Below are 21875 nucleotides of genomic sequence, written 5' to 3'. Positions count from 1 at the left end.
GCGCGCCCGGTGGGTCGTGGGAGGTGGGCACCGAGTGCTGCCCCGTCCTCACGCTGGGCCGGTGGGGGTGCTACTCGCTGCGTGTGGTGAGGCGTCCGGCGGCGTCGAGTCGTGCGAGGCGGTCGTGTTCCTTCTCGGCCCACCGTCGCACCCGGCCGGGGTCGAGTGCGGTGCCGTGGCCGACGTGGAGGCTGGTCGGGTTGAGGGCGAGCATCGCGCGCAGACTGGCGAGGTTCTGCCGGGGGTCGTCATGGAAGGGCGGGTCGGCCGGCTTGCCGGGGATCAGGCCCATGAAGGAGCCCGCGATCAGGTCGCCGGCGACGAGGTCGCCGTCGTCGGTGAGGACGGAGACCGATCCGGCGGTGTGGCCGGGGGTGGGCATGATGCGCGCCGCGAGCCCGAAGTCCTCCAGGCTCGTCTCGCCGCGGATCAACACGTCGGGTTCGACGGGCTCGGCCTGGACGTGGAGGTTCTTGTTGCGGGCCATGAGGCGGCCCATCGGGCCGGTGGGCAGGTAGGGTTCGCGGACCCGGCCCGAGCGGTAGGGCCCGAGATCGGCGATGTGGCCGGCGACGGGGGCGCCGGTGAGCCGGTGCAGTTCGGCGGCGGAGCCGAAGTGGTCGATGTGGCCGTGGGTGATGACGATCAGCGACACGTCGGCGGGGTCGACGCCGTGGGCGGTGACCTGCTCGTGGATCTTCCGGCCGCTACCTGGGGTTCCCGCGTCGACGATGACGGGCCGCCGGCCGAGCAGCAGGTAAGCGTTGATGTTATGCCGGCCGATGACCGGGATCGGTACGACCTTCGTGCGGGACATGGTTTCTCCAAGGTGTGCTGGTCGATGCCGTGCGGGCATGGCGAAGCCCGGCCGTGGGCGGACGCAGGCCGGCGGGTGGTGTGGTCTACGGGTCAGAAGCGGCGGCGGTACTCGGCCGGGGTGGTGCCCAGGCGCCGCCGGAAGACGCGGTGCAGGGTCTCCACGGAGCCGAGGCCGCTGGCCGCGGCGACCTCGGGCAGGCTCCGGTCGGTGTCCTGCAGCAGTCGCCGGGCGGCCTCCAGCCTCGCCGCCTCCACGTAGGCGGCCGGTGTGGTGGAGGTGCGCTGATGGAACAGCCGGGTGAAGTGGCGCACGCTCAGGTGGGTCCGGGCCGCCAGGGCTTCGAGGGACAGGTCCTCGGTGAGGTGCTCGGCGATCCACATCCGCAGCTCGTCGATCCGGTCGTCCTCGGAGCTCTGCACGGACAGCGGCACGCTGAACTGGCTCTGGCCGCCGGAGCGTTTGACGTACATCACCATCATCCGGGCGGTCGTGAGCGCGAGGTCCTGGCCGTGGTCCTCGGCGACCATGGCCAGCGCCATGTCCATTCCGGAGGTGACGCCGGCGCACGTCCACACCTGCCCGTCACGGATGAAGATCGGATCGGGATCGACCCGGACGCCGGGGTGTTCGGCGGCCAGCCGGGCCGCGGTGAGCCAGTGCGTGGTGGCCGGCCGGCCCTCCAACAGCCCGGCCGCGGCCAGCAGATGCGCTCCCGCACAGATCGAGCCGACCCGCCGGGCCAGGGGTGCCGCACGGCGCAGCCAGCGGGTGACCTCGTGGTCGATCACCGGCTCCACACCACCGTCGACGATCTCGATTGCCCCCGCCACCAGCAGGGTGTCGACCGGGCCGGCCACCTCCGCGAGGGTCAGGTCGGCCATCAGCCGGACCCCGCTGGAGGTGACCGCCGGGCCGCCGTCCACCGTGGCGATCTGCACGAGGTAGCCGGGCCGGCCGGCTTCGGCGACCCGGGAGGCGACCGCGAACACCTCGGCCGGGCCGGTGGCGTCCAGCAGCTCGATGCCGGGGAAGGCGACGATCACGACGCGGTGCGGTGGGGGCATGCCCTGATCATTCCGCCCGGCCGGACATGACCGCAATGACCAGAATCTGCCAGATCAGGCCATGGAGGAGGAGATGACCGGCCCCTGCGGGCGCGCGGACACCATGGGTGGCAGGGCCAGGCGGAGGAGCGGCTGCGCCTGGGCCGGTGAGTGGTGCTGGGGAAGGAACCGGCCAGGGATGGCGCGCAGGCCACGACACTGATGGGCGCGGACTTCGGGGTGCGCCTCGCTCGGGAGCAGGGACAGAGGGAAGCCGAGCGGGTGTGACCGCCGGCTCCCCGCCGGGGCGAAAGTCGCTGGTCAGAGGGCTCGTCCGCGCGGTTTCAGCGGGATGGTGGGGAGTTCGAAGGGGCGGGCAGGCGGTCGCCGGGGTAGTCCTGGACGGCGCCGAAGCGGTCGGAGGCGGCCTGCCACTCGGTGCGGGCCCGGACGATGTCCTCCTGGGGTGCGCCCGATGAAGTTTTACCACATACCACATGGTTCACCCTCCTCCCAGGTCAGCGGCTTGGTGAACCATCCGCGGTCAGCAAATTCGTCAGCATTGGACGGGATGGAGACCGACGTCGATGGCACCGAGGACCTTGCCCCACGGCATGGGCACCTTCCTCAAGGACCGCGAGCACCCGCAGACGCGGTGGTCGAAGTGCCCACACGACTACACGATCCGTTACCGCAACGCTGCGGGGAAGCAGACCGAGGAGACCGGCTTCGCCACCCAGGACAAGGCGATCGACCGGCTCACAGAGATCTACCGGTCGAAGCGCGGCCGGCCGGTCGGACCTCAGGGCGGGGATCCGGGACCACGACCTGTTCTTCTTCGACGAGGACACCTTGTGGGAGGCGGAGGGCGTGGTGACCCAGCGGTGCCTGTCTGCCCCCTGAGACCTGGGCGTCGAGCTGGAGCCGCGCAATCAGGCACGGGTGCACCTCTGGTGCCCGGAGAAGTAGGGCAAGGAGATCGTCCCGTACCGGGATCTGCCGCACGCGATCAGCTCGTTCGCCGCGACCAGCTGCTGCGTCGGCTGAGCCTCGATGCCACGGGCAAGCTGGACGTGCACTCCACACACGGTTTAGAGGATCTGTCGGTTGTGGCGGCTGCGGCTATCGGTGACGGCGTTCGCCACGAGCGCGCGGGCCTCGTCGGGCGCACCGCTCCCGCCAGGGCCTGAACCACCGGGCCGAGAATTCACGCCACCCCACCCGTCGGCGCGAACGCGCGGTGAATGGCCTCGGTTTGACAAGCCGGACACGAACGAGAGAACCGGCAGCCCGCGGATAGATTCCTGCCGGACATCTGTTCTATTGTCATGAGCATAGACTGGCAAGCGGTATGACGCTGCACCAGATGACCAACAGGAGATCCGCACATGAAGCTTTCCCGCGCATGAAGCCTTCCACCCGAAACCGCTCGCGCCATCTCAGCAGCGACTTCGCCGCCGCGGTGACGCCCGTCGGCGGCCCGCTCGTCAACAGTCCCGCTCCACCGATATCGTGCCTGCCCGTTTTTGGCCGCCCACCGCGGAAGGCGGGCTCGTGAAGGCGTACTCGGCATTACTCCACAGGGTGTTTCAGGCCTGGCGGGCGACCGTGCGGCCACGGGTGCTGCTGACGGTGGCGGCGCTGTTGAGCACCTCGCTGGCCGCGGTCGGCGTCAGCGTGGGCACCGCCGTGCCCGCCGTCGCCGCGCCGCTGTCGCAGACCTCGGTCATCACCAACAACATCCAGGGTGCGAGCGCCACCTCGCGGGGCGGCGCGAACACGGACAGCAAGTGGACCACGACGGTGGCCGGGTTCTTCCAGACGGCCGACGTCGTGCTGATCCAGGAGGCGGGCCCCTCGGGGCCGCCCGGCTCGTACGAGCAGAGCGCCATCACCGACCCCGTCAACCGGAACACGGTCCGGCACTTCTTGTGGCCGGTCAGGCGCGGTCTCGCCCAGGTGTACTTCCTGCAGACCGACGACAACGGCGGTACCGCCGTGGGCGGCCGGGTCAACATCGCGGTCGTCACCAGGGCAGTGCCTGACGAGGTGCGCGTCGTGACGAATCCGGTCAACGCCGGCCGGGCAGCGCTCGGCGTCCGCTTCGGCGGCAACTGGTACTTCAGCGTCCACGGCCTGTCCGGAGGCGGCAACGACTCCGCCACGCTCCTCGCCGCGATCGACACCGCGGTCGGTAGCTGGGCCGCCGGCCGGAACACCCGCTACACCTACACCGTCGGCGGCGACTTCAACCGGGATCCCTCCACCCTCGCGCGCCCGGCCGGCGCCAGGCCCCTGGCCAGCGGTCAGGCCACCCACCAGTCGGGCGGCGAACTCGACTACTTCATCACCAACGACCCGACCTCCCCCGCGTCCCGGGCCCTACGGATGAACGGACGCCAGGCGGACCACTATCCGGTCATGATCGGCGGGTACCGGGCCGCCGCGCAGCCGGCGAACCTCACCGTCATGGACGAAGGCGACTCGATCTACGGCGCCGTCCCCAAGGACTCGCTGCTCGGGATGACGAGCTGGTACGCCCCGACCCTTGACGGCTTCATGAAGAGGTCCGTCGGATTCGTGGGTGATGACAGGTCGAGCGACGGCACTCCCGACGAGGGGGCGCCCGGCGAGCAGGTCAGCGGTCTCGCGTCACAGGACGCGACGGCCGTCAAGAAGTACATGCCGAACATGGTGCTGCTCCAGGCGGGCACCTGGGACATCCAGGACGGCAACGCCTCCGGCGCGGCGGACCGGCTCTCGGCGCTGGTCGACCAGATCCGGGCGGCCGACCCCACCACCGTGGTGGCGGTCGCGACGCTCGGCCCCACCACCAATGCCGCGAACGAGCCCCTGGTCACCGCGTTCAACGCCGCGGTCGAGCAGTCGGTCGCCACCCGGGTGGCCAACGGGCAGCGGGTGGTGCTCGCCGACATGAGCGCGCTGACCACGGCCGACCTGAACGCCGACGGGGTGACGCCGAACGCCTCGGGGCAGCAGATCATCGCCGACTCGTTCACCGGTGCGCTGATGTGGGCCGTGGTCATGGGCTGGATCACCTCGCCGGTCCCGGCGACGGCGCCCAGCGGTTCCGTCTGCGACATCTACGCCTACTACGGCACGGCCTGCGTGGGTGCCTACAGCACGACCCGGGCGATGTACGCGGGCTACGACGGCCCGCTCTACCAGGTCCGGCGGACCTCGGACGGCACGACGGCCGACATCGGCCCGCTGACGACCGGCGGTGACGCCAACGCGGCCCAGCAGGACTCGTTCTGCGCCGGCACCACCTGCACCGTCACCATGCTCTACGACCAGTCGCCCCAGGCGAACAACCTGACCATCGCGCCGGGCGGCGGCGCCGCTCCCGCGGCGGACAAGGGCGCCGACGCCACAGCGCTGCCGATCACGGTCGGCGGCAACAAGGCGTACGGCCTCGACATCACCCCGGGCACCGGCTACCGGAACAACAACACGCGCGGGGTCGCGGTCCACGGCGAGCCCGAGGGCATGTACATGGTGGCCAGCGGCACCAACGTCAACGCCGGGTGCTGTTTCGACTTCGGCAACGCCGAGACCAACAGCGACGACACCGGCAACGGCCACATGGACGCCGTCAACCTCAGCACCACCTGCTACTTCCAGAACATCCAGCCGTGCTCGGGCGCCGCTCCCTGGGTCGAAGCCGACCTGGAGAACGGCCTGTTCATGGGCGGGGACGGGCCGAACCCCGCCAACACGGGCAACGGCACCAACTTCGTCACGGCGATGCTGAAGAACGACGGGCAGACGACGTACGCGCTCAAGGGCGGCGACTCGCAATCCGGCGGCCTATCCACCTGGTGGAACGGCGCGCTGCCGACCAATGCCGCCGGCTACAAGCCGATGCAGCAAGAGGGCGCGATCATCCTCGGCACCGGCGGCGACAACAGCAACTGGGACACCGGCTCGTTCTTCGAGGGCGTGATGACGGCGGGCTACCCGTCCGACGCCGCCGACGCCGCCGTCCAGGCCAACATCGTCTCGGCGGGCTACGCGGGCAACTCGGGCGGCATCGTGGCCCCGCCCTCCGCCGCCGGGCAGGCGGTGGTCCACGACGGGTATGCCAGCGTGTACACGGTGAACTCGGCCAACGGGCACCTGCAGGAGAGCTACCTGCCGGCGATGGGCAACCCCTGGTCCACCCAGGACCTGACCGCGAAGTACGGCACCCCGACGGTGCTGGCGGGCACCAAGCCGGTCACCCTGGTACACGACGGCTACACCAGCGTGTACACGGTCGACGCGTCCAACGGGCACCTGCAGGAGACCTACCTGCCGGCGATGGGCAACCCCTGGTCCACCCAGGACCTGACCGCGAAATACGGCACCCCGGCGACGAGTTGGACGCCGACCGCCGTGCTGCACGACCGGTACGCCAGCGTGTACACGGTCGACGCGTCCAACGGACACCTACAGGAGACCTACCTGCCGGCCATGGGCGACCCCTGGTCCACCCAGGACCTCTCGGCGAAGTACGGCACCCCGCAGGTGGACGCGGGAACATCGCCGGTCGCCGTCGTGCACACCGGATACACCAGCGTCTACACCGTCGACGCCAACCACGACCTGCAGGAGACCTACCTGCCGGCCATGGGCGACCCCTGGTCCACCCAGGACCTGTCCGCAAAGTACGGCACCCCGCCCACCACGGTGACGCCGACCGCGGTGGTGCACTCGGGCTACACCAGCGTGTGGACCGTCGACGCCGGCAGCGAGCACCTGCAGGAGACGTACCTGCCGGCGATGGGCGACCCGTGGTCCACCCAGGACCTGTCCGCGAAGTACGGCACCCCGCAGGTGGCGCCGGGCACCCAGCCGGAGGCGCTCGTCCACGCCGGGTACACCAGCCTCTACACGGTGGACCAGGCCAGCCTGCACCTGCAGGAGACGTACCTGCCGGCGATGGGCGACCCGTGGACCACCCAGGACCTGTCCGCGAAGTACGGCACCCCGCCCACCGCGGAAAGCCCGATCGTACTCGCGCACCCCGGCGAGAACAGCGGCATCACCTACAGCAGCGTGTACACGGTCGACCAGTTCGACGACCACCTGCAGGAGACCTACCTGCCGGCCCTCGGCGACCCGTGGACCACGCAGGACCTGTCCGCCAAGTACGGCACGCCGCCCGTCGCGGCGGCGGACTTCCCCACGTCGCAGTCGGCGGTGATCCACGACGGGTACACCAGCCTCTACGTGGCGTACACCGACGACCGCGACCTGATGGAGGCCTACCTGCCCGCCATGGGCGCCAAGTGGTCCGCCCAGGACCTGTCGACGAAATACCGTGCTCCCTCGATCATGCAGGGAACGGCGGCGGTGCCGGTGACCCACGACGGCTACACCAGCGTGTTCACGGTGGACCCCGACGGCGACCTGCACGAGACGTACCTGCCCGCGATGGGTGACGCCTGGTCGACCCAGGACCTCTCGGCGAAGTACAAGACCCCGAAGGTCCGTCCCGGCACCACGCCCACCGCCGTCTTCCACGACGGCTACACCAGCGTGTTCACAGTGGACACCGACGGCGACCTGCAAGAGACCTACCTGCCCGCCATGGGCGCCGCCTGGTCGACCCAGGACCTCTCGGCGAACTACAAGACTCCTCGAGTCCGTCCGGGCACCCACCCAGTGGCCGTCATGCACTCGGGATGGACCAGCGTGTACTTCACCGACGGCAACGGCGACCTGCAGGAGACCTACCTGCCGGCCCTCGGCGACCCGTGGACCAACCAGGACCTGTCCGCCAAGTACCACGCCCCGACGACGTACACGACGCCGTCCGCCGTCGTCCACTCCGGATACATCAGCGTGTTCACGGTCGACACCGACCACGACCTGCAGGAGACCTACCTCCCGGCGATCGGCGACGACTGGTCCACCCAGGACCTGTCGGTCAAGTACCACACCCCGGCACTGGCGCCGGGCTCCCTTCCTGCCCCGCTGTACCACACCGGATACACCAGCGTGTACACGCTCGACTCAGCCGGCCACATCCACGAGACCTACCTGCCGGCCATGAGCGATGCCTGGTCCACCCAGGACCTGTCCGCCACGTACAACATCCCGGCCGCGGTCCCCACCGACCTGGACGCGCTGCTCCACTACGACACCAGCGGCGGCCTCACCTGGACCAGCGTCTTCACCCGCGACTCCTCGAACAGCCACCTGCGGGAGACCTACCTGCCCGCCATCGGCGACCCGTGGTCCACCCATGACGTGACCGCGCTGTACGGCACGGTCTCCCAGTAGCGGAGGCGAGCCAGGAGAGGCGGGCGAGTCAAGGGAGAGACCAATCAGCGAGACCAGCAAGCGAGGGGCCGGAGGGAACTCCGGCCCCTCGCCGTCACGTCAGACCCCACGACCTGCGGCACAGGGCCCCTACTGGTTCACCAGCACGCTGAAGTGCGCCACCTCCGGCGGGTGCTCCAGGTAGTCCAGCTCGTCCTCCGACCAGACCGGTCGGCATCGCCCATATCGGCCCGGCTGCGAAGCGGGATACCGACGCAGCCTGATCGCCGAAGAGCCGCGGGTCAGCAACCGTTTCACGCACTCGGGCAGTACTCGTCCCAGAAGGCTTCCCTGGCCTGTTCGACCTCGTCGGCCGAGGTGAACCAGTGGGTCTCGAAGTAGTCCGCGAGGGAGTAGGGACGAGCCACCTCCCGCAGCGTCGGCCCCGGGGGCTGGCCGTATGCAGGCGGAACGGTCCGCCGCCTGAGGAGCCGCCCGTAGCGACCGGACGCGGGGAGGTCCAAACTGGCAGACTGGTGATCATGACCGAACATCGACCACTGTGGCAGCCCTTCTCCGAGCCCGCCGCAGACCTCCCCGCAGCAGTCGAAGAAGATCGTCGGCTCACACTGGTGGAACGCTCCCCGTTCCAGGAGGCCACACCCGTCCTTCCGCGCCCCGCCCCGGTTCCCGGAAGCCGTCGGCCGCTAGGCCCCGGAGGCCGGTTGTTCTCAGCCCCCGTCGCTCCGGACACCGAGGCCGACTGAACGGGCTGCTCGAACAAGACCGAGCCGTGCCCGCGCCGGCTGCGGCTGGCTGGCCGGTGGGGCATTGCTCAGCTGACGCAAGGCTGGGGGTGGTAGACCATCACCCCCTCCGACGGCGGCCACGCACCGGGTGCTGGCTGGGAGGCGGCGCAGACGGAACGGTGTCAGGGTGAGCGTGCCGAACAGCACACCGCCGCCGCGTCGGCTCCCTTCCCCGCCGCCCCCAAAACGTCCCCGGGACGAAACCGCCGGCACGGTGGCCGATGCGGACGAGCGCGCACCGCTACGCGCCGCGCTCGCCCAGAACCTCGCCGCGCCGTAGGACGGGCGCGGGTCCGTGCACTCGTGCCGCCGGGCGGCGAGGCTGAGGCCGTGAGCATCATGAGCGAGGACCCGGTGAGCCCTGAGCAGGTGTACGCGGCGCTGGTGGCGTTGAGGAGGGAGCCGGTCCTCGACCCCGAACTGTGGCCGAACGGCCCCCAGCAGGACGACCTGCGGCGTCTGCTGGGCATGCTGCTGGCCGTGGTGGAGCTGGAGATCAGCGCCAACACCCGGCTGGGCATCGACCAGGACACGGACGTCGCCGAAGTGCTCCTCGGGTGGGCCGAACAAGTGGGGACGACTCCTGGCCTCTTCGCCAACGTGCTGGCCAACCGCCTGCAGCGCACCGCTGTCCAGCTCATGGGCCTCGACCACGACGACGACCAGGCGCCGCCGGGCCGTATGGCGTCGTCGATGGCCGTGGTCGCCGCCGCGGACACCCTTGACGCCGACCTGAACTTCCAGTCCGGTGACATCGACGGTGTCCGGCAGGCCCTGGGCCGGGCGGAGGCGTCCGTCATCGAGATCCAGCAGAGCATGCACGACCTGCGAGTGGCCATCGGCGACGCGCAGGAGAACTGATCCCGGTCCTGGACAACCGTGCCGACCACCGGTTGGTGCTCCGTACGGGCGGTGGCCAGGTTCGGCGCGGTGGCGGGATGGCAGAGCCTTCGGCATGACGACTCCCACCCGGCGCCGTCCCCCCGTCCGGATGCCTCCACCGGCCCCGTTGCTGCGGTCCGTTCCGCGCTGCCGGTTCCTGTCCGGCCGAGCATGGGCGACGTCGGGGGCTGCCGGACCTGGTCCAGCGAGCACGGATCGTGGCGGCCGGCCACGAGACCGACCAGACCGTTCGTGGTCGGCCGGACGCAGAGGCGGTACTCCGCCGGGAACCGCGGCAGGGCGCCTCCGCGCAGTGGCCAAGGCGCTCCGCACCGCGTTGTGATCGTCAGTGGCCGGCCGCGAGTTCTCCGCTGAGACGGCCGTGGAGCTCGGCGCTCGGGCTGTTGAGGCCGGTGATCTCGACCGTCTTGCCGCGCCGGGCGTACCTGGTCTCGATGGCGTCGAGGGTGGCGACGGAGGACGCGTCCCAGATGTGGGCCCGGCTGAGGTCGATGACGACCTTGTCGGGGTCGTTCGCGTAGTTGAACCGGCCGACGAGGTCGTTGCTGGAGGCGAAGAAGAGCTCGCCGGTCACGGAATAGACGACTTGGTCGCCGTCGGGATCGGTGACGGAGGTGACGTCGGCAAGGTGGGCGACCCGCTTGGCGAAGACGACCATCGCGGTGATCGAGCCGACGACGACGCCGATGGCGAGGTTGTGGGTGGCGACGACACAGGCGACGGTGATCACCATGACGGCGATCTCGCCGGTCGGCATCCGCTTGAGTGTCGTGGGGGAGACGGAGTGCCAGTCGAAGGTCGCGAAGGAGACCATCACCATGACGGCGACCAGGGCAGCCATCGGGATGCCGGAGACGACCGGGCCGAAGACGATGCACAGCACCATCAGGAACGCGCCGGCGAGGAAAGTGGAGAGGCGGGTGCGGGCTCCGGACACCCTTACGTTGATCATGGTCTGGCCGATCATCGCGCAGCCGCCCATGCCGCCGAAGAAGCCGGTGACGATGTTGGCGATGCCCTGACCGATGGTCTCGCGGGTCTTGTTGGACCGGGTGTCGGTGATCTCGTCGACGAGCTTGGCCGTCATCAGCGACTCCATCAGACCGACCAGCGCCATCGCGAGGGCGTAGGGAGCGATGGTGGTCAGGGTGTCCAGGGTGAACGGCACGTCCGGCAGGCCCGGCACCGGCAGGGAGGACGGCAGCGCGCCCTTGTCGCCGACGGTCGGTACCGCGATCCCGGCCCCGACGGTGATGGTGGTCAGGGTCACGATGGACACCAGCGGTGCGGGCACGACGGTGGTGATCTTCGGGAAGAGCACCATCAGGGCCAGGCCGCCCACGATCAGCGGGTAGACGGCCCAGGGGACGTGGCTCATCTCGGGAATCTGGGCCATGAAGATCAGGATCGCCAGGGCGTTGACGAAGCCGACCATCACGCTGCGGGGCACGAAGCGCATCAGCTTCGCGACGCCGAGCGCGCCGAGCCCGATCTGGAAGACGCCGGCGAGGATGACCGCGGTGACCAGGTATCCGAGGCCGTGTTCGCGGTTCAGCGGGCCGATCACCAGGGCGACGGCGCCGGTGGCTGCGGAGATCATCGCGCGGCGGCCGCCCACGACGGCGATGGTGACGGCCATGGTGAACGAGGCGAACAAGCCGATCCTGGGGTCGACCCCGGCGATGATCGAGAACGAGATCGCCTCGGGGATCAGCGCGAGCGCGACGACCAGGCCCGCGAGGACCTCGGTGCGCCAGAGCTTCGGGTCGGACAACCAGTCGGGCTTGAGGCCGCGCAAGGGGGCGGTCCGCGAAGCAGCAGAAGAGGGCAAGAAACGTACCTGTCGTACTCGGGCGCACCTCTGCGGCGGGCCGAGGTGCGAGGGAAGACGCGGATGGACCGGGGCGGTACCCCGCGGGCAGCTCCGTGAGCGTGGGGCCGTAAGCCGAGACGGAACGGGGCGGGGCTTGCGCGCGAGCGCGGCCGAGCTTACGTCCCGGGTTGAAGCGTCACGGCGGGCAGGTGGCGGCGCCGGGCATCCAGGGCTCGCGCACGCTTCTCTCCTGCAAGAATCGGATCTTCGCCGAGGGCGGCACTCACCCCGACAGGGCACTGCGCGGCGGCAGGCAGCCCGCCGACCTCTGCGGAAACCCTACCCTAACGTTAGGGTAGAGATCGCCGGTGCCCGGACGGGCGTCGACCAGAGGCGACGAGAAGGGCCAGAGGATCACGGGCGTGGACGGCAAGCACATGCAGATCGGCGAGGTCGCCGCACGAACCGAGCTGTCCCTGCGCACCATCCGCCACTACGAGGAGACCGGCCTGGTCGTTCCCTCGGCCCGCTCCCAGGGCGGCTTCCGCCTCTACACCGAGAACGACGTCGCCCGCCTGATGGTCATCCGCCGCATGAAGCCGCTCGGGTTCACCCTCGATCAGATGCGCGACCTCCTCGAGGCCACCGATCGCCTGGACACCGACGAGCAACTCGATGGCGACGAGCGTGCCGAGCTGATCGAGCGGGTGCGCGGCTACGAGCTCGACGCGCAGGACCGGATCACCGACCTGCGGGTCCAACTTTCCCGAGCCGAGGACTTCGCCGCCACCCTCCGCCTGAGGATCGAGGCCGTCGGCCGCTGACGACGAGTGGGGACTCCGCCGAGGCGCCGAAGGCCCTCATCGTCGAGAGGCCCCGGGCGTCGGACGTGGTGATCACCGTGGGCTTGGACGACGCCTCAGGTCAGGCGGAGCCGCGTGGGAGCTCCTGACGCAGGCAGGCGGTGTGGTGCACCCCGGAGCAGTGCCTGAGCCGATGGCAGCAGTAGGAGAGTACCGGCCACCGCAGGGGTTTTGTGGGCGGATGCCAGCCGTCCACGCCGTCGATGTCGCGCTCGGTCCAGCCGCAGGCGAGGCCGGCGCCCTCGGACCTGACGGCCGCCGACCTGCGGGCCATGGTGATGAGCACCGCCACGGGCGGGCAGTGGGCAACTCGGCGCGCCCGGGATCGCGTGGGGGTACTGGCTGAGCCCGCGTCGTGCGCGTCCTACGGGAAGCCGGCTCCCCATCCCGGCCTGGAACAGGAGGGCTAGCCTGTTCCCGACGGCGGGCGGCAGCGGCGTTCGTGTCGGCTGGAACCCGGATGCGAGCCTGTTGCGCCCGGCGTTCGAGTTGCGCAGGCAGCTGACCGACTGCGAGGTGTATGAGCGGTCAGAGGGTATCCGCCAGGCGTCGGTGACCGCGCTGTCCGTGGTGCTAGTCCTGGCTGGCTACGCCTCCGCCCCGCATGAGTGCGCACTGCTGGCTGGTCCGGGCGCGGTGTAAGCGGGGACTCAGTCCGAGGCGGGAAGGGCCCATCGCGGGCAGCCGGACTGATGGCGGTGAATCATGAATACCGTCCCGCCGAGGCCGACGGTGCGTTCCGTACGAACGCGGCAGCACGGCTCATCCCGCGTTCGAGCCGGCGCAGGCACGCCCGGGGCGGGTAGGTCCGGGGCGGGGATGTCCGGGGACGGCTGGTCGGCTGCCGGCCTGGCCGGTGCGGGCGGGGCTGGAACCGCGCGCGGGCGCTGCGCGTCGAGGGCGGCCAGCGGCACACCAAGGGCCTTGGCGCGTGACAGCCTCCGGCTGCGGCGAGGACACCGTTTCGTCATGAGCGACAGCTTGCCCCCGCACACGACGGCCATGCGGGCCGCGACACGGGACCCGCGAGAACCGGCCTCGCTGCGCGGGGGCTCGGGCCGAAGAGCAGGCAGAGGGCCTGTCAGCGCCCCCCGTGCCGTGCCGGTTTCGAGCTCCTCCGAGCCAGACGGGGCGTCCGCCGGCTCTGCGGCCTTCAGCGGAGGGCTGGATGACGATGACGTTGGCCTGCTCGCAGGCATCCAGGCAGTCGGTGGGCCGGACGTCGGCGACCCGGCCAGGGCCTCGCGCAGGTCGGTGAGTTGGGCGCGATGGTCCAGGCCGGGGATCTTGGGGGTGCCGCAGCAGCAGCCGCGGCAGACCGAGACGGTGCAGCGGGCCGCCGCCGGCGCAGGGGCGGCGGCTTTGCGCTGGTTGCGGGGGCTCACGTAGCGGACCTCGGCGCCGGCGCGGTTCCAAGCGGCCTCGCGCAGCAGGCGCAGACCATTGAGGCCGACGATGACGGTGGAGCCTTCGTGCCCGAGGGCACCGAGCGGCAGCGGCAGCGTGAACGCCAGGTCCCAGATGACCAGGCCGGTGATGAACACGGAGGCGATCACCAGGTTCTGTACGACGAAGCTGCGGGCCCGGCGGGAGAGGGCGACGACGGTGGGGACGGTGGCGAGTTCGTCGCGCACGATGACCGCGTCGGCGGTCTCCAGCGCGAGGTCGGAGCCGGCGCGGCCCGCGGCGATGCCGGTGTGGGCGGCGGCCAGGGCTTGGGCGTCGTTGACACCGTCGCCGATCACCAGCACCTTCCGGCCGCGGGCCTCGAGGTGGCGCACGGCCTCGACCTTGTCCTGCGGCAACAGCCCCGCGTGGACCTCGTCGGCGACGATGCCGACCTCTGCGGCGAGGCGGCCAGCGGCACGCGGGTTGTCGCCGGTGACGAGCAGCGGCGGGTTTCCGGTGAGCGTGGTCAACGAGGCGCGGCGGACTTCACCAGCACACTGTGCCGCCCGGCGTTGGCGATCGCCGACAGGAGCGGCGGCATGGTCGCCAGCACCACGGCGCACGGCGGAGCGACGATCATGAACGTCATCGCTCGCAGCAGCGAGCCGGTCAGCGCCGCGCCGAAGGCCAACGGCACCAGGAACACGGCCAGGGTGGCGACCACCATGCCGATCGAGTAGCGCTGTTCGACCTTCTCGATGAACATGAACCCGGCGCCGACTCGGCTGCCGCCACCAGCGCTCAACTCCGCTGCAGGATAGGCGCATTGTCCGCCGCTCGGCAGCCCGCCGCCCCGCCCGTCCGGGAGGGTGCCCGGCGCTCGTGGACGCGGGAGTGTGACCGGTCTGACAGACATGGCGCGGTCCGGACGGGTTACCGGCTGGGGGTGGAGATTGCCGGCATGGACGTGGTCGCGCGCGGAGCGAGCGTGCGCGGGCCCCGGGGAGCGGTGTTCGAGAATCTGGACCTGGGCGTGGATCCCGGCGGGCTGCTGGTGCTCCACGGGCCGGGCGGCTCGGGCCGGACGACGGCGCTGCTCGCGCTCGCGGGGCGAATGCGGCTGGACGGCGGAGCGGTTCAGGTGGGCGGGCACGTCCTGCCCCGCGACGGCCGTCGTGTCAGGGAGCTGGTGGCGGTGGCCCGTGCGGAGCCCGCCCTCGGCCTGGACCCGGACCTGCGGGTGGGGGAGCTGGTGGCCGAGCGCCGCTCGTTGAGCCGTCGGCTGGGCAGGGCGCAGCTCGAGGAGGCGTTCTCGGTCCTCGGCGTCGACGTGGACCGCCGGGCGCTGGTCCGGGACCTGCCGCCGGTGGAGGCACTGGGCGTGGCCCTCGCGCTCGCTCTGGCCACGCGCCCCGCCGTGATCGTCGTGGACAACGTGGACCGCGGGTGCCCGGCGGAGGAGCGCACGCGGGCCTGGCAGCTCGTGGGCCGGGTCTGCCGGGTGGGCTGCACGGTCGTGGCGGGCGCCCTCGACCCTCCCGCACCCGATGCCGGCCTCGACCCGGCGCCGGTGCTGGTGGCCCTGCCCCGACGCAGCCGCCTGCCCGAGCGCCCGGCGCCGGCAGACGAGGCGGATCGGTCGGCGCGACGTCCGTGGAGGGGGCTCGGGCGGCGGGTGCTCGGGCGGCGGGAACCGGACGGCGGGCGCGCCGACGCGCCCCGGGGCGAGGAGGACGCATGACCGCGATCAGGCTGGCCGTGTTGGAGCTGCGCGGCTTCCGGGGCCCGCTGAGGCGCTTCGTCCCGCTCGTGCTCTGTCTGGTCCCCCTGCTGTACGGCGCGATGTACCTGTGGGCGAACTGGGACCCGTACGGGAAGACGAGGCACATCCCCGTGGCGGTGGTCAACGAGGACCGCCCAGCCGACACCCGGCAGGGACAGCGGGTGGACGCGGGCGCCCAGGTCGTGACGGAGCTCAAGGCCTCACGGGAGTTCGACTGGGCGTTCCTCGACGAGGCCGCGGCCCGCGCCGGCCTGGAGCACGGGCGTTACGCGTTCACGGTCCGGATCCCCGCCGACTTCAGCGCCCGCCTCGCCACCGGCCCCGACACCCAACCGGAACAGGCCAGGATCCACATCCTGCTCAACGACGCGAACAACTACATCGCGGGCGTCATGACCGAGGTCGTCCAGGCGAAGCTGCAGGAACAGGTGAACTCCGCCGCTCACGAGGCCTACGTCCGCGGCGTCTACGGCCGGCTCGCGGACATCGGCGGGAAGCTGGACACGGCGGCGCAGGCGGCCCAGGGGCTCGTGAACGCCACCACCGTGGCCCAACAGGGGAGTTCCGCCGCCGCGGGCGCGAGCGCCACGCTGCAGTCCGGCTCCACCCAGCTCGCCGACGGCGCCCAGAAGCTCAGCCAGGCCACGACCCAGGTGCACACGGCGGCCACCGCCCTCACCGAGGCCGCGCCGCAACTGAGCACGGCCGCCGGCGCCGTGGTCAGCGCGGCCACCCTCGTGACCCAGGGCGTGGACGCCGTCCACACCGCGACGTCGGCAGTGAAGCAGGGAACCGCCAAGGCGGTGGCCGGTCTGGACCACCTGGCCGAGGCGCACCCGGGACTGGGCGACGACCCCTTGTTCCAGCGCCTCAAACAGGACATGACGGCAGCCGACACCGCGGCCGGCCAGATCGACGGTCACGCCGCCACCGCCAGTGGCAACGCTCACGCGGCGCTCCAGCAGGCCGTCAGTCTCCAGAAGACGGCCGCAGCCGTCCAGCAGTCGGCCCAGAACGCGCAGACCCCGCTGGCCCTGGTCGACTCCGGCGCCCAGAGCATCGCGGCCGGGACCGCCACCGTGTCCACGGGACTGTCCGCCCTCCAGCAGGGATCCGCGGCGCTGAAGAACGCCGCCGACCAGTCCCACACCGGCGCCACGACGCTGGCCACCCTGATCGACGACGGGAAGAAACAGGTGCCCGTCCTGGATGCCGGACAACTGGACCACGCCTCGCGGGTGTTGGGGACACCCGTCGACATCGACCGGTCGAACCTCCATCCCGCCGGCGTCTACGGCCGCGGACTGGCCCCGTTCTTCTTCGGCATCGCGCTGTGGGTGTTCGGCCTCTTCGCCTACCTCTTCCTGCGGCCGGTCAACACCAGGGCGCTGGCTGCCCGCACCCGGGCCTCCACCCTCGCCGTGGCGGGCTGGCTCCCGGCCGCTGCGCTGGGCGTGCTCGGGGCCGTGATCCTCTACGGCGTCGTCAGCGCCGGCCTCGGGCTGCACGCGGCGGCCCCGTGGAAGACCGTCCTACTCCTCTCGGTCGGCGCCGCCGCGTTCGTCGCCGTCGACCACTGCCTGCGGACCGCGTTCGGTACGGTGGGCGACGTCCTGTCACTGGTCCTGCTCATCCTGCAACTCACCGCCTCCGGCGGCCTGTACCCGATGGAGACCACCCCGGCACCGTTCCAGGCCGTCCACCCCTTCCTGCCGATGACCTACCTGGTCGACGGGCTGCGCGTGACGATCAGCGGTGGCCTGGCCTCCAACCTCACCCGGGACCTCGCCGTCCTGGCGGGTTTCGGTGTCCTGTTCCTGGTCCTCACCTCGCTGGCCCTGCGCCGTCGGCGCGTGTGGACGGTCGCCCGCCTCCACCCCGACCTGGACCTGTGACGGACAGACCCGACCGCCGCCCCGCCCGGGGATGCCGTGCCTGGCGTGGTGCCGACTGCGGCGGCGAGTGGTCAGCGGGTGATGTGCAGCACGCAGATGTCGTCGCGGCGTGCTTCCGGGTGGACGAGGGTGGTGAGGAGCCCGTCCAGGAAACCGGATGGGCCGGCGTGGCTCAGGGCGGTGCGGGGGAGGCGGGCCAGGCCATCGTCGAGGGGCTCGCCCGGATTCTCGACCAGGCCGTCTGTGTAGAGCAGGAGGTGGTCGCCGGGCAGCAGTTGCAGGGTCGCTGCCTCGTAGTGGGGCGCGGCGGTCGCCCCGAGCAGAATGCCTTCGGGGGCTGTCAGGAAGCGGCTGTTGCCCGCCGGCTGTTCGACCTCGCCGAGTGCATGCCCACCGTGCCGGGTGCGGTCGGCGCCTTCCGCCGCTCCGCGCTGCTGGCTGTCGGAGGCGTGGGCGAGGAGACCCTCGCTGAGGACACCGACCTGACCATGGCCATGTGCCGCGCCGGGTGGCGGGTGGTGTACGAGGAGCGGGCCAAGGCCTGGACGGAGGCGCCCGCCTCGCTGGGCGCCCTGTGGCGGCAGCGCTACCGCTGGTGCTACGGCACCCTGCAGGCGATGTGGAAGCACCGCGGCGCGCTCGTCCAGGGCGGGCAGGCCGGCAAGCTGGGCCGGCGCGGGCTGCTCTACCTGCTGATGTTCCAGGTGCTGCTGCCCCTGCTTGCCCCGGTCGTGGACGTCTTCGCGCTCTACGGGCTGGTCTTCCTCGACCCGGTCCGGATCATCGGCCTGTGGGCGGCCTTCCTGCTGGTGCAGATGCTGATGGGCGCGTACGCGTTCCGGCTGGACAAGGAGAAGCTCGGGCCGCTGTGGAGTCTGCCGTTCCAGCAGTTCGTCTACCGGCAATTGATGTACCTGGTGGTGATCCAGTCGGTTGTCACCGTGCTCGCGGGCTCCCGGCTGCGCTGGCAGCGGATGCAGCGCTACGGCACGCTCCGGGTGCCGGCGGGCGGCTGAGCCGGACGACCGACGGGTGGGCGGGAGTCGCGCCGGTGCTTGCGCGGCCCCCGCCGCCGTCCGTCAGCTGTGCTTCCGAGTCACCGAGAAAGAGCTGCCGCCGCTCAGCCCCGAGCTGGTGGCCTTGGTGGTGCCGCCGAAGGCCGTGGTGATGTTGTCCGGGTTGAAGCTGCCCAGGGCCTGCCCGTTGACGGTGGAGCCGCTGCACCCAGGGGCGGGCCGGGAGGGCCGCGTAGGTCGCCGGATGCGGCTCGCGCCGGCCGGCCTGCTGGACACGGTCACTACGGTGAGCCACATGAATATGCAGACAGCGGTCGCGCAGCTGGCCGAGGAAGCCGAGCGGCAGATGCGCTACGGCGTATGGGAACTGACCCCGGGCGACCGCGGCCTCGCGGTCCAGGTCGAGGCCGGGCTGCGCGAGGCTGTCGGCCCGCCGGACGCCCAGGAGATCCTGCCGGAGAAGGACCGGCTGGAACACCTGCGGGAAGTCCTCGCCGCCCTCGCAATCGCCCTTGCCCGCACCCACGGCCGCCTGGCCTGGTTCCTCTCCGGCGCCATCACCGCACTCGAACCCGTCCTGCGCTGGCGCGCCCTGCCCGCCGAAGACGCCTACGCCTTCGGCACCGTCCCTCCGGCCCCCGAGCAGTACACAGAAGCCGAAGACGCCGTCCGCCATCTCCAGACCACCCTCGCCCGCATCACCGCCACCTGACATCGCGTCCGGACAGCGCCGACCGCTCGCGCCAAGGGCAGCCGGCCCGCCGGCAAGCCACCGAATGCGAGCTGCTGCGCCTGCTCGGCTCCGGCCTCACCGACGCCGCCGCCAGCCAGCGACTCGGCATCTCCTCCCGCACCGTCGGCCGCCACATGTCCTCGGTCATGGAACGCCTCGGCGCAACCAGCCGTTTCGAAGCCGGGATCAAAGCCGCCCACGAGGGCTGGATCTGACCCGGACCGCGGTCTGGTCCGCCTCACCTGGCCGAGCGACCCCGCGTCCAGGCCCTCGAGCGGCGCGGCCGCCTGGCCGGCTGGATCGAGGTCTACGACGACCTCGGGAGCTGGCTCGCCCTCGTAGCAGGGAGCCCCGTCGCGGACGCTGCTGACGGCGAACTGCTGCTGTCGGCCAACCCCGCCGACGCGTGTGGCTGCCGGTGGCCGACGCGGCCGGCCTCCACCTCTACCCGGACATCGCAGACGCCCTCGACCGGGCGTCCAACCCAGCGCCGCCGCAGGCCCGGTGCTGCTGCTTCCCCTGACCCGCCGTCACACCTTCGATCGGACTCCCCGGCCCCGTCACCAGGCTCGCGGTACGCGCATCGCCATGCCGAGCGTGATGGCCTGGGCTGCCTTGAGTTGCGCGTCGGACAGGCGCTCAAGGCCCTGGCGCAGTTCGTCTGGGCGGGGGGGATCAGACCGGTGACGCAGTGCATGACCAGACGGGCCCGCAGGAGCCACACCTGGTAGTAGGCGGTGTCGAAGCGGGTGCCCTGGAGCGAGACCTCGGCGACGCCTTCCGCGCACATGGCCTGGGGTGCGTCGGTGAAGGCGGTCACAGCCTTGAGCTGCGTCGTGTTGCCTTCGTGCCAGTTCTGCCAGGTGCCCTGCACGATGGCGTCCGCGCCCCGGATGACCCCGCCGACGACGGTCTGGGCGGCGTCGGGGGCGTACCCGGCGCGCAGCGCCGCCACGTCCCGGGCGTCGATGGCGGCCCAGATCCGTCGGTGGAGGTTCTGCCCCGGGGTGGGGACGGTGTGTTGCGGGGGAGCCGGCGCCGCCGGACGGGGCCTGATGGACCCGGTGACGTGGACCCGGGTCCGCCCGTCGTCCAAGGCGAAGACGTCATAGGCCAGCATCGGGGCGAAGGTGGTCGAGCGGACGGACTCCACGCGGATCACGTCACCCAGGTCGGTGAACTCTTCCACGGCCGTCGTCGTCATCGCGCCGACCGTACGGAACAACTGCGCGTAGCCGGCCAGGATCTGCTCGGCGCCGGCCTGGACCGAGCCCGTCGTCGACGACAGCATCACGGCATCGGGGTGGTAGAGCCTCTCAAGAGCCGCGACGTCCTGCGCGGCCACCGCCGCGCACCACCGGTGGTGAAAGACCTGGCGCGTCACATGCATGGCCCACCCCCGCAACCGAGCGCCCCGCTCCGGCACCACGCTACCGTCAGGCGACCGGAAGCTGGAGGGGTTGAGCCCGCTGGTGCTGCCCCTTCCGACCAAGCGCGAGCTGGCGGCCACGCCGCCGCGCCGCTTCGGGTTCGGCCGGCTGGAGGTGCACCCGGAGTCGGGAGCCGGTCCGCTCGGCTGCGCCGAATGCGCGCGGGTGCTGCTGCTGTTCCAGGTGTTGGCCGGTCCGGGGCTGTCGGCCGCGCCGGGAGCGTGCCCGAGGTGCGGAACGCTGACGAGCGACGTCGCCGCCCTGGTCGACCTGCCCCCGCCCGCAGGCCGCGCCCGGCCCACCGGACGCCACCGACGGCCATGAGCCGAGGGCCCGTCGGCGGCACTTGGATGGCGTGACGGGGAGGCTCGGAGATCGTTACCCGGCCATGAACGTTCGTACAGCTACCTCTTGCTTCGTGTTGATGGGCGTGGTCGCCACAAGCGGGATCCTCGCCGCCGTGCCCGCGTTCGCCGGAGGCATCGGCGTCATCGCCAGCCCGGCCTTCGACAACACCTGCATCACCGTCAACCACCTCAACCAAGCCGTCGGCCATACCACCCACGCAGGCGGAGTCGCCTCCAACCTGGTCCAACTGCCCCTGGACCTCCCCTACCAACACTGCGGCGGAGCAGACTGGCCAGAGTTTCTTGGTCTACTCAGGGCGTAAACCTTCTGCGGAGGCGCAGCCAACCAAGCCAGCAAGGCTTCTATAGCTGCGCTCACGCCCGGCGTGTCGCTGGGTAGTCCGGTCAACAACTCGGTGACGGCCGCCCCACACCACGTCACCTCGACGCGCCGCCCGTCCCGCGCCACGGAGCTTGTCTGCGAGTGATCACCGACGCTGTCTTCCCGCTGGAGGACGCCGCCGCCCACACGCTGGGCGAGACCGGCCGTACCACCGGAAAGATCGTCCTTTCCGTCACGTCGTGACCGGCCGTCCCCGCCTCCCCTGCGTACGTCGCGCGCCGCACCCTCACGCTCTCCACCGCGATCCGCGGCGAAGGCGTCGTCGGCCGCATTGTCGACGAGTCGCTCAGCGTTCGGCGGCCTCCGTGCGGCCACCAGCGGCGCACGGAGGCCATCTCGATCACCGGATCGGGGTGCG

15 protein-coding genes and 5 pseudogenes are annotated in these 21875 nt (G+C 71.2%); 11 read left to right on the top strand and 9 right to left on the bottom strand.

The genetic code is table 11. The annotated features are described in order from the left end of the window. Nucleotides 1-70: 70 nt before the first annotated feature. Both ACZ4WV_RS19755 and ACZ4WV_RS19750 read right to left on the bottom strand, forming a co-directional pair. Nucleotides 71-817, bottom strand: coding sequence for an MBL fold metallo-hydrolase (locus tag ACZ4WV_RS19755; RefSeq protein ID WP_465748326.1), 747 nt, complete (start codon nucleotides 815-817; stop codon nucleotides 71-73). Nucleotides 818-909: 92 nt separating this feature from the next. Then, the gene (locus ACZ4WV_RS19750) at nucleotides 910-1884 is read right to left on the bottom strand and encodes a GlxA family transcriptional regulator (RefSeq protein WP_465748324.1); all 975 of its coding nucleotides are present in this window, start codon (nucleotides 1882-1884) and stop codon (nucleotides 910-912) included. A 1563-nt stretch (nucleotides 1885-3447) separates the two neighbouring features. Between ACZ4WV_RS19750 and ACZ4WV_RS19745 the strand changes: the two genes are divergently transcribed. Further along, entirely contained in the window at nucleotides 3448-8154 is a 4707-nt protein-coding gene (locus tag ACZ4WV_RS19745; RefSeq protein WP_465748322.1) for an arabinofuranosidase catalytic domain-containing protein, read from the top strand. 1118 nt (nucleotides 8155-9272) lie between these two features. Next, the gene (locus ACZ4WV_RS19740; protein WP_465748320.1) at nucleotides 9273-9803 is read left to right on the top strand and encodes a hypothetical protein; all 531 of its coding nucleotides are present in this window, start codon (nucleotides 9273-9275) and stop codon (nucleotides 9801-9803) included. Between the two features lie 367 nt (nucleotides 9804-10170). Here the strand turns inward: ACZ4WV_RS19740 and ACZ4WV_RS19735 are convergent, their stop codons facing one another. Next, a complete protein-coding gene (locus tag ACZ4WV_RS19735; protein WP_465748318.1) occupies nucleotides 10171-11676 on the bottom strand; it encodes a SulP family inorganic anion transporter in 1506 nt (501 codons plus the stop codon). Between the two features lie 404 nt (nucleotides 11677-12080). Here ACZ4WV_RS19735 and ACZ4WV_RS19730 point away from each other — a divergent pair, with 404 nt between their 5' ends. Beyond that, a complete protein-coding gene (locus ACZ4WV_RS19730) occupies nucleotides 12081-12482 on the top strand; it encodes a MerR family transcriptional regulator (RefSeq protein WP_465748316.1) in 402 nt (133 codons plus the stop codon). A gap of 100 nt (nucleotides 12483-12582) precedes the next feature. Here the strand turns inward: ACZ4WV_RS19730 and ACZ4WV_RS19725 are convergent, their stop codons facing one another. The 3 genes and pseudogenes from ACZ4WV_RS19725 to ACZ4WV_RS19715 form a co-directional block, all read right to left on the bottom strand. Beyond that, nucleotides 12583-12813 (bottom strand): hypothetical protein, encoded by a 231-nt coding sequence (locus ACZ4WV_RS19725; protein ID WP_465748314.1) that lies wholly within the window; start codon nucleotides 12811-12813, stop codon nucleotides 12583-12585. A gap of 806 nt (nucleotides 12814-13619) precedes the next feature. Then, nucleotides 13620-13906, bottom strand: a pseudogene (locus ACZ4WV_RS19720) ((2Fe-2S) ferredoxin domain-containing protein); the annotation flags it as partial. 18 nt (nucleotides 13907-13924) lie between these two features. Beyond that, a pseudogene (locus ACZ4WV_RS19715) lies at nucleotides 13925-14676 on the bottom strand (HAD-IC family P-type ATPase); the annotation flags it as partial. Nucleotides 14677-14919: 243 nt separating this feature from the next. Here ACZ4WV_RS19715 and ACZ4WV_RS19710 point away from each other — a divergent pair. Beyond that, a complete protein-coding gene (locus ACZ4WV_RS19710) occupies nucleotides 14920-15651 on the top strand; it encodes an ATP-binding cassette domain-containing protein (protein WP_465748312.1) in 732 nt (243 codons plus the stop codon). Then, nucleotides 15648-17588 carry a YhgE/Pip family protein gene (locus tag ACZ4WV_RS19705; protein ID WP_465748310.1) on the top strand — a complete coding sequence of 647 codons (1941 nt, stop codon included), beginning with the start codon at nucleotides 15648-15650 and terminating at the stop codon, nucleotides 17586-17588. The genes ACZ4WV_RS19710 and ACZ4WV_RS19705 overlap by 4 nt, the downstream gene beginning before the upstream one ends. Nucleotides 17589-17659: 71 nt before the next feature. Here ACZ4WV_RS19705 and ACZ4WV_RS19700 read toward each other — a convergent pair whose 3' ends face one another. Then, nucleotides 17660-17932 carry a SpoIIE family protein phosphatase gene (locus ACZ4WV_RS19700; protein WP_465748391.1) on the bottom strand — a complete coding sequence of 91 codons (273 nt, stop codon included), beginning with the start codon at nucleotides 17930-17932 and terminating at the stop codon, nucleotides 17660-17662. 15 nt (nucleotides 17933-17947) lie between these two features. On the opposite strand from ACZ4WV_RS19700, the pseudogene ACZ4WV_RS19695 reads away from it, so the two are divergent. Next, a pseudogene (locus tag ACZ4WV_RS19695) lies at nucleotides 17948-18604 on the top strand (glycosyltransferase family 2 protein); the annotation flags it as partial. Nucleotides 18605-18667: 63 nt separating this feature from the next. Here ACZ4WV_RS19695 and ACZ4WV_RS19690 read toward each other — a convergent pair. After that, entirely contained in the window at nucleotides 18668-18880 is a 213-nt protein-coding gene (locus ACZ4WV_RS19690; RefSeq protein ID WP_465748308.1) for a hypothetical protein, read from the bottom strand. 19 nt (nucleotides 18881-18899) lie between these two features. Here ACZ4WV_RS19690 and ACZ4WV_RS19685 point away from each other — a divergent pair, with 19 nt between their 5' ends. Both ACZ4WV_RS19685 and ACZ4WV_RS19680 read left to right on the top strand, forming a co-directional pair. After that, nucleotides 18900-19316 (top strand): hypothetical protein, encoded by a 417-nt coding sequence (locus ACZ4WV_RS19685; RefSeq protein WP_465748306.1) that lies wholly within the window; start codon nucleotides 18900-18902, stop codon nucleotides 19314-19316. Nucleotides 19317-19378: 62 nt separating this feature from the next. Continuing rightward, nucleotides 19379-19552: pseudogene (locus tag ACZ4WV_RS19680) on the top strand (response regulator transcription factor); the annotation flags it as partial. 92 nt (nucleotides 19553-19644) lie between these two features. Here the strand turns inward: ACZ4WV_RS19680 and ACZ4WV_RS19675 are convergent. After that, nucleotides 19645-20727, bottom strand: a complete 1083-nt coding sequence (locus ACZ4WV_RS19675) for a nuclear transport factor 2 family protein (RefSeq protein WP_465748389.1) — start codon at nucleotides 20725-20727, stop codon at nucleotides 19645-19647. Between the two features lie 82 nt (nucleotides 20728-20809). Between ACZ4WV_RS19675 and ACZ4WV_RS19670 the strand changes: the two genes are divergently transcribed. The 3 genes and pseudogenes from ACZ4WV_RS19670 to ACZ4WV_RS19660 all read left to right on the top strand — a co-directional run. Further along, nucleotides 20810-21091 carry a hypothetical protein gene (locus ACZ4WV_RS19670; RefSeq protein WP_465748304.1) on the top strand — a complete coding sequence of 94 codons (282 nt, stop codon included), beginning with the start codon at nucleotides 20810-20812 and terminating at the stop codon, nucleotides 21089-21091. 106 nt (nucleotides 21092-21197) lie between these two features. Then, nucleotides 21198-21437, top strand: coding sequence for a chaplin family protein (locus tag ACZ4WV_RS19665; RefSeq protein WP_465748302.1), 240 nt, complete (start codon nucleotides 21198-21200; stop codon nucleotides 21435-21437). Nucleotides 21438-21592: 155 nt separating this feature from the next. After that, nucleotides 21593-21700: pseudogene (locus ACZ4WV_RS19660) on the top strand (zinc-binding dehydrogenase); the annotation flags it as partial. Nucleotides 21701-21875 lie beyond the last annotated feature (175 nt).

This window comes from Kitasatospora sp. NPDC029312 (assembly GCF_055569215.1).
Note: the sequence above shows the minus strand (reverse complement) of the source record. Positions and strands in the feature narration are given on the sequence as shown.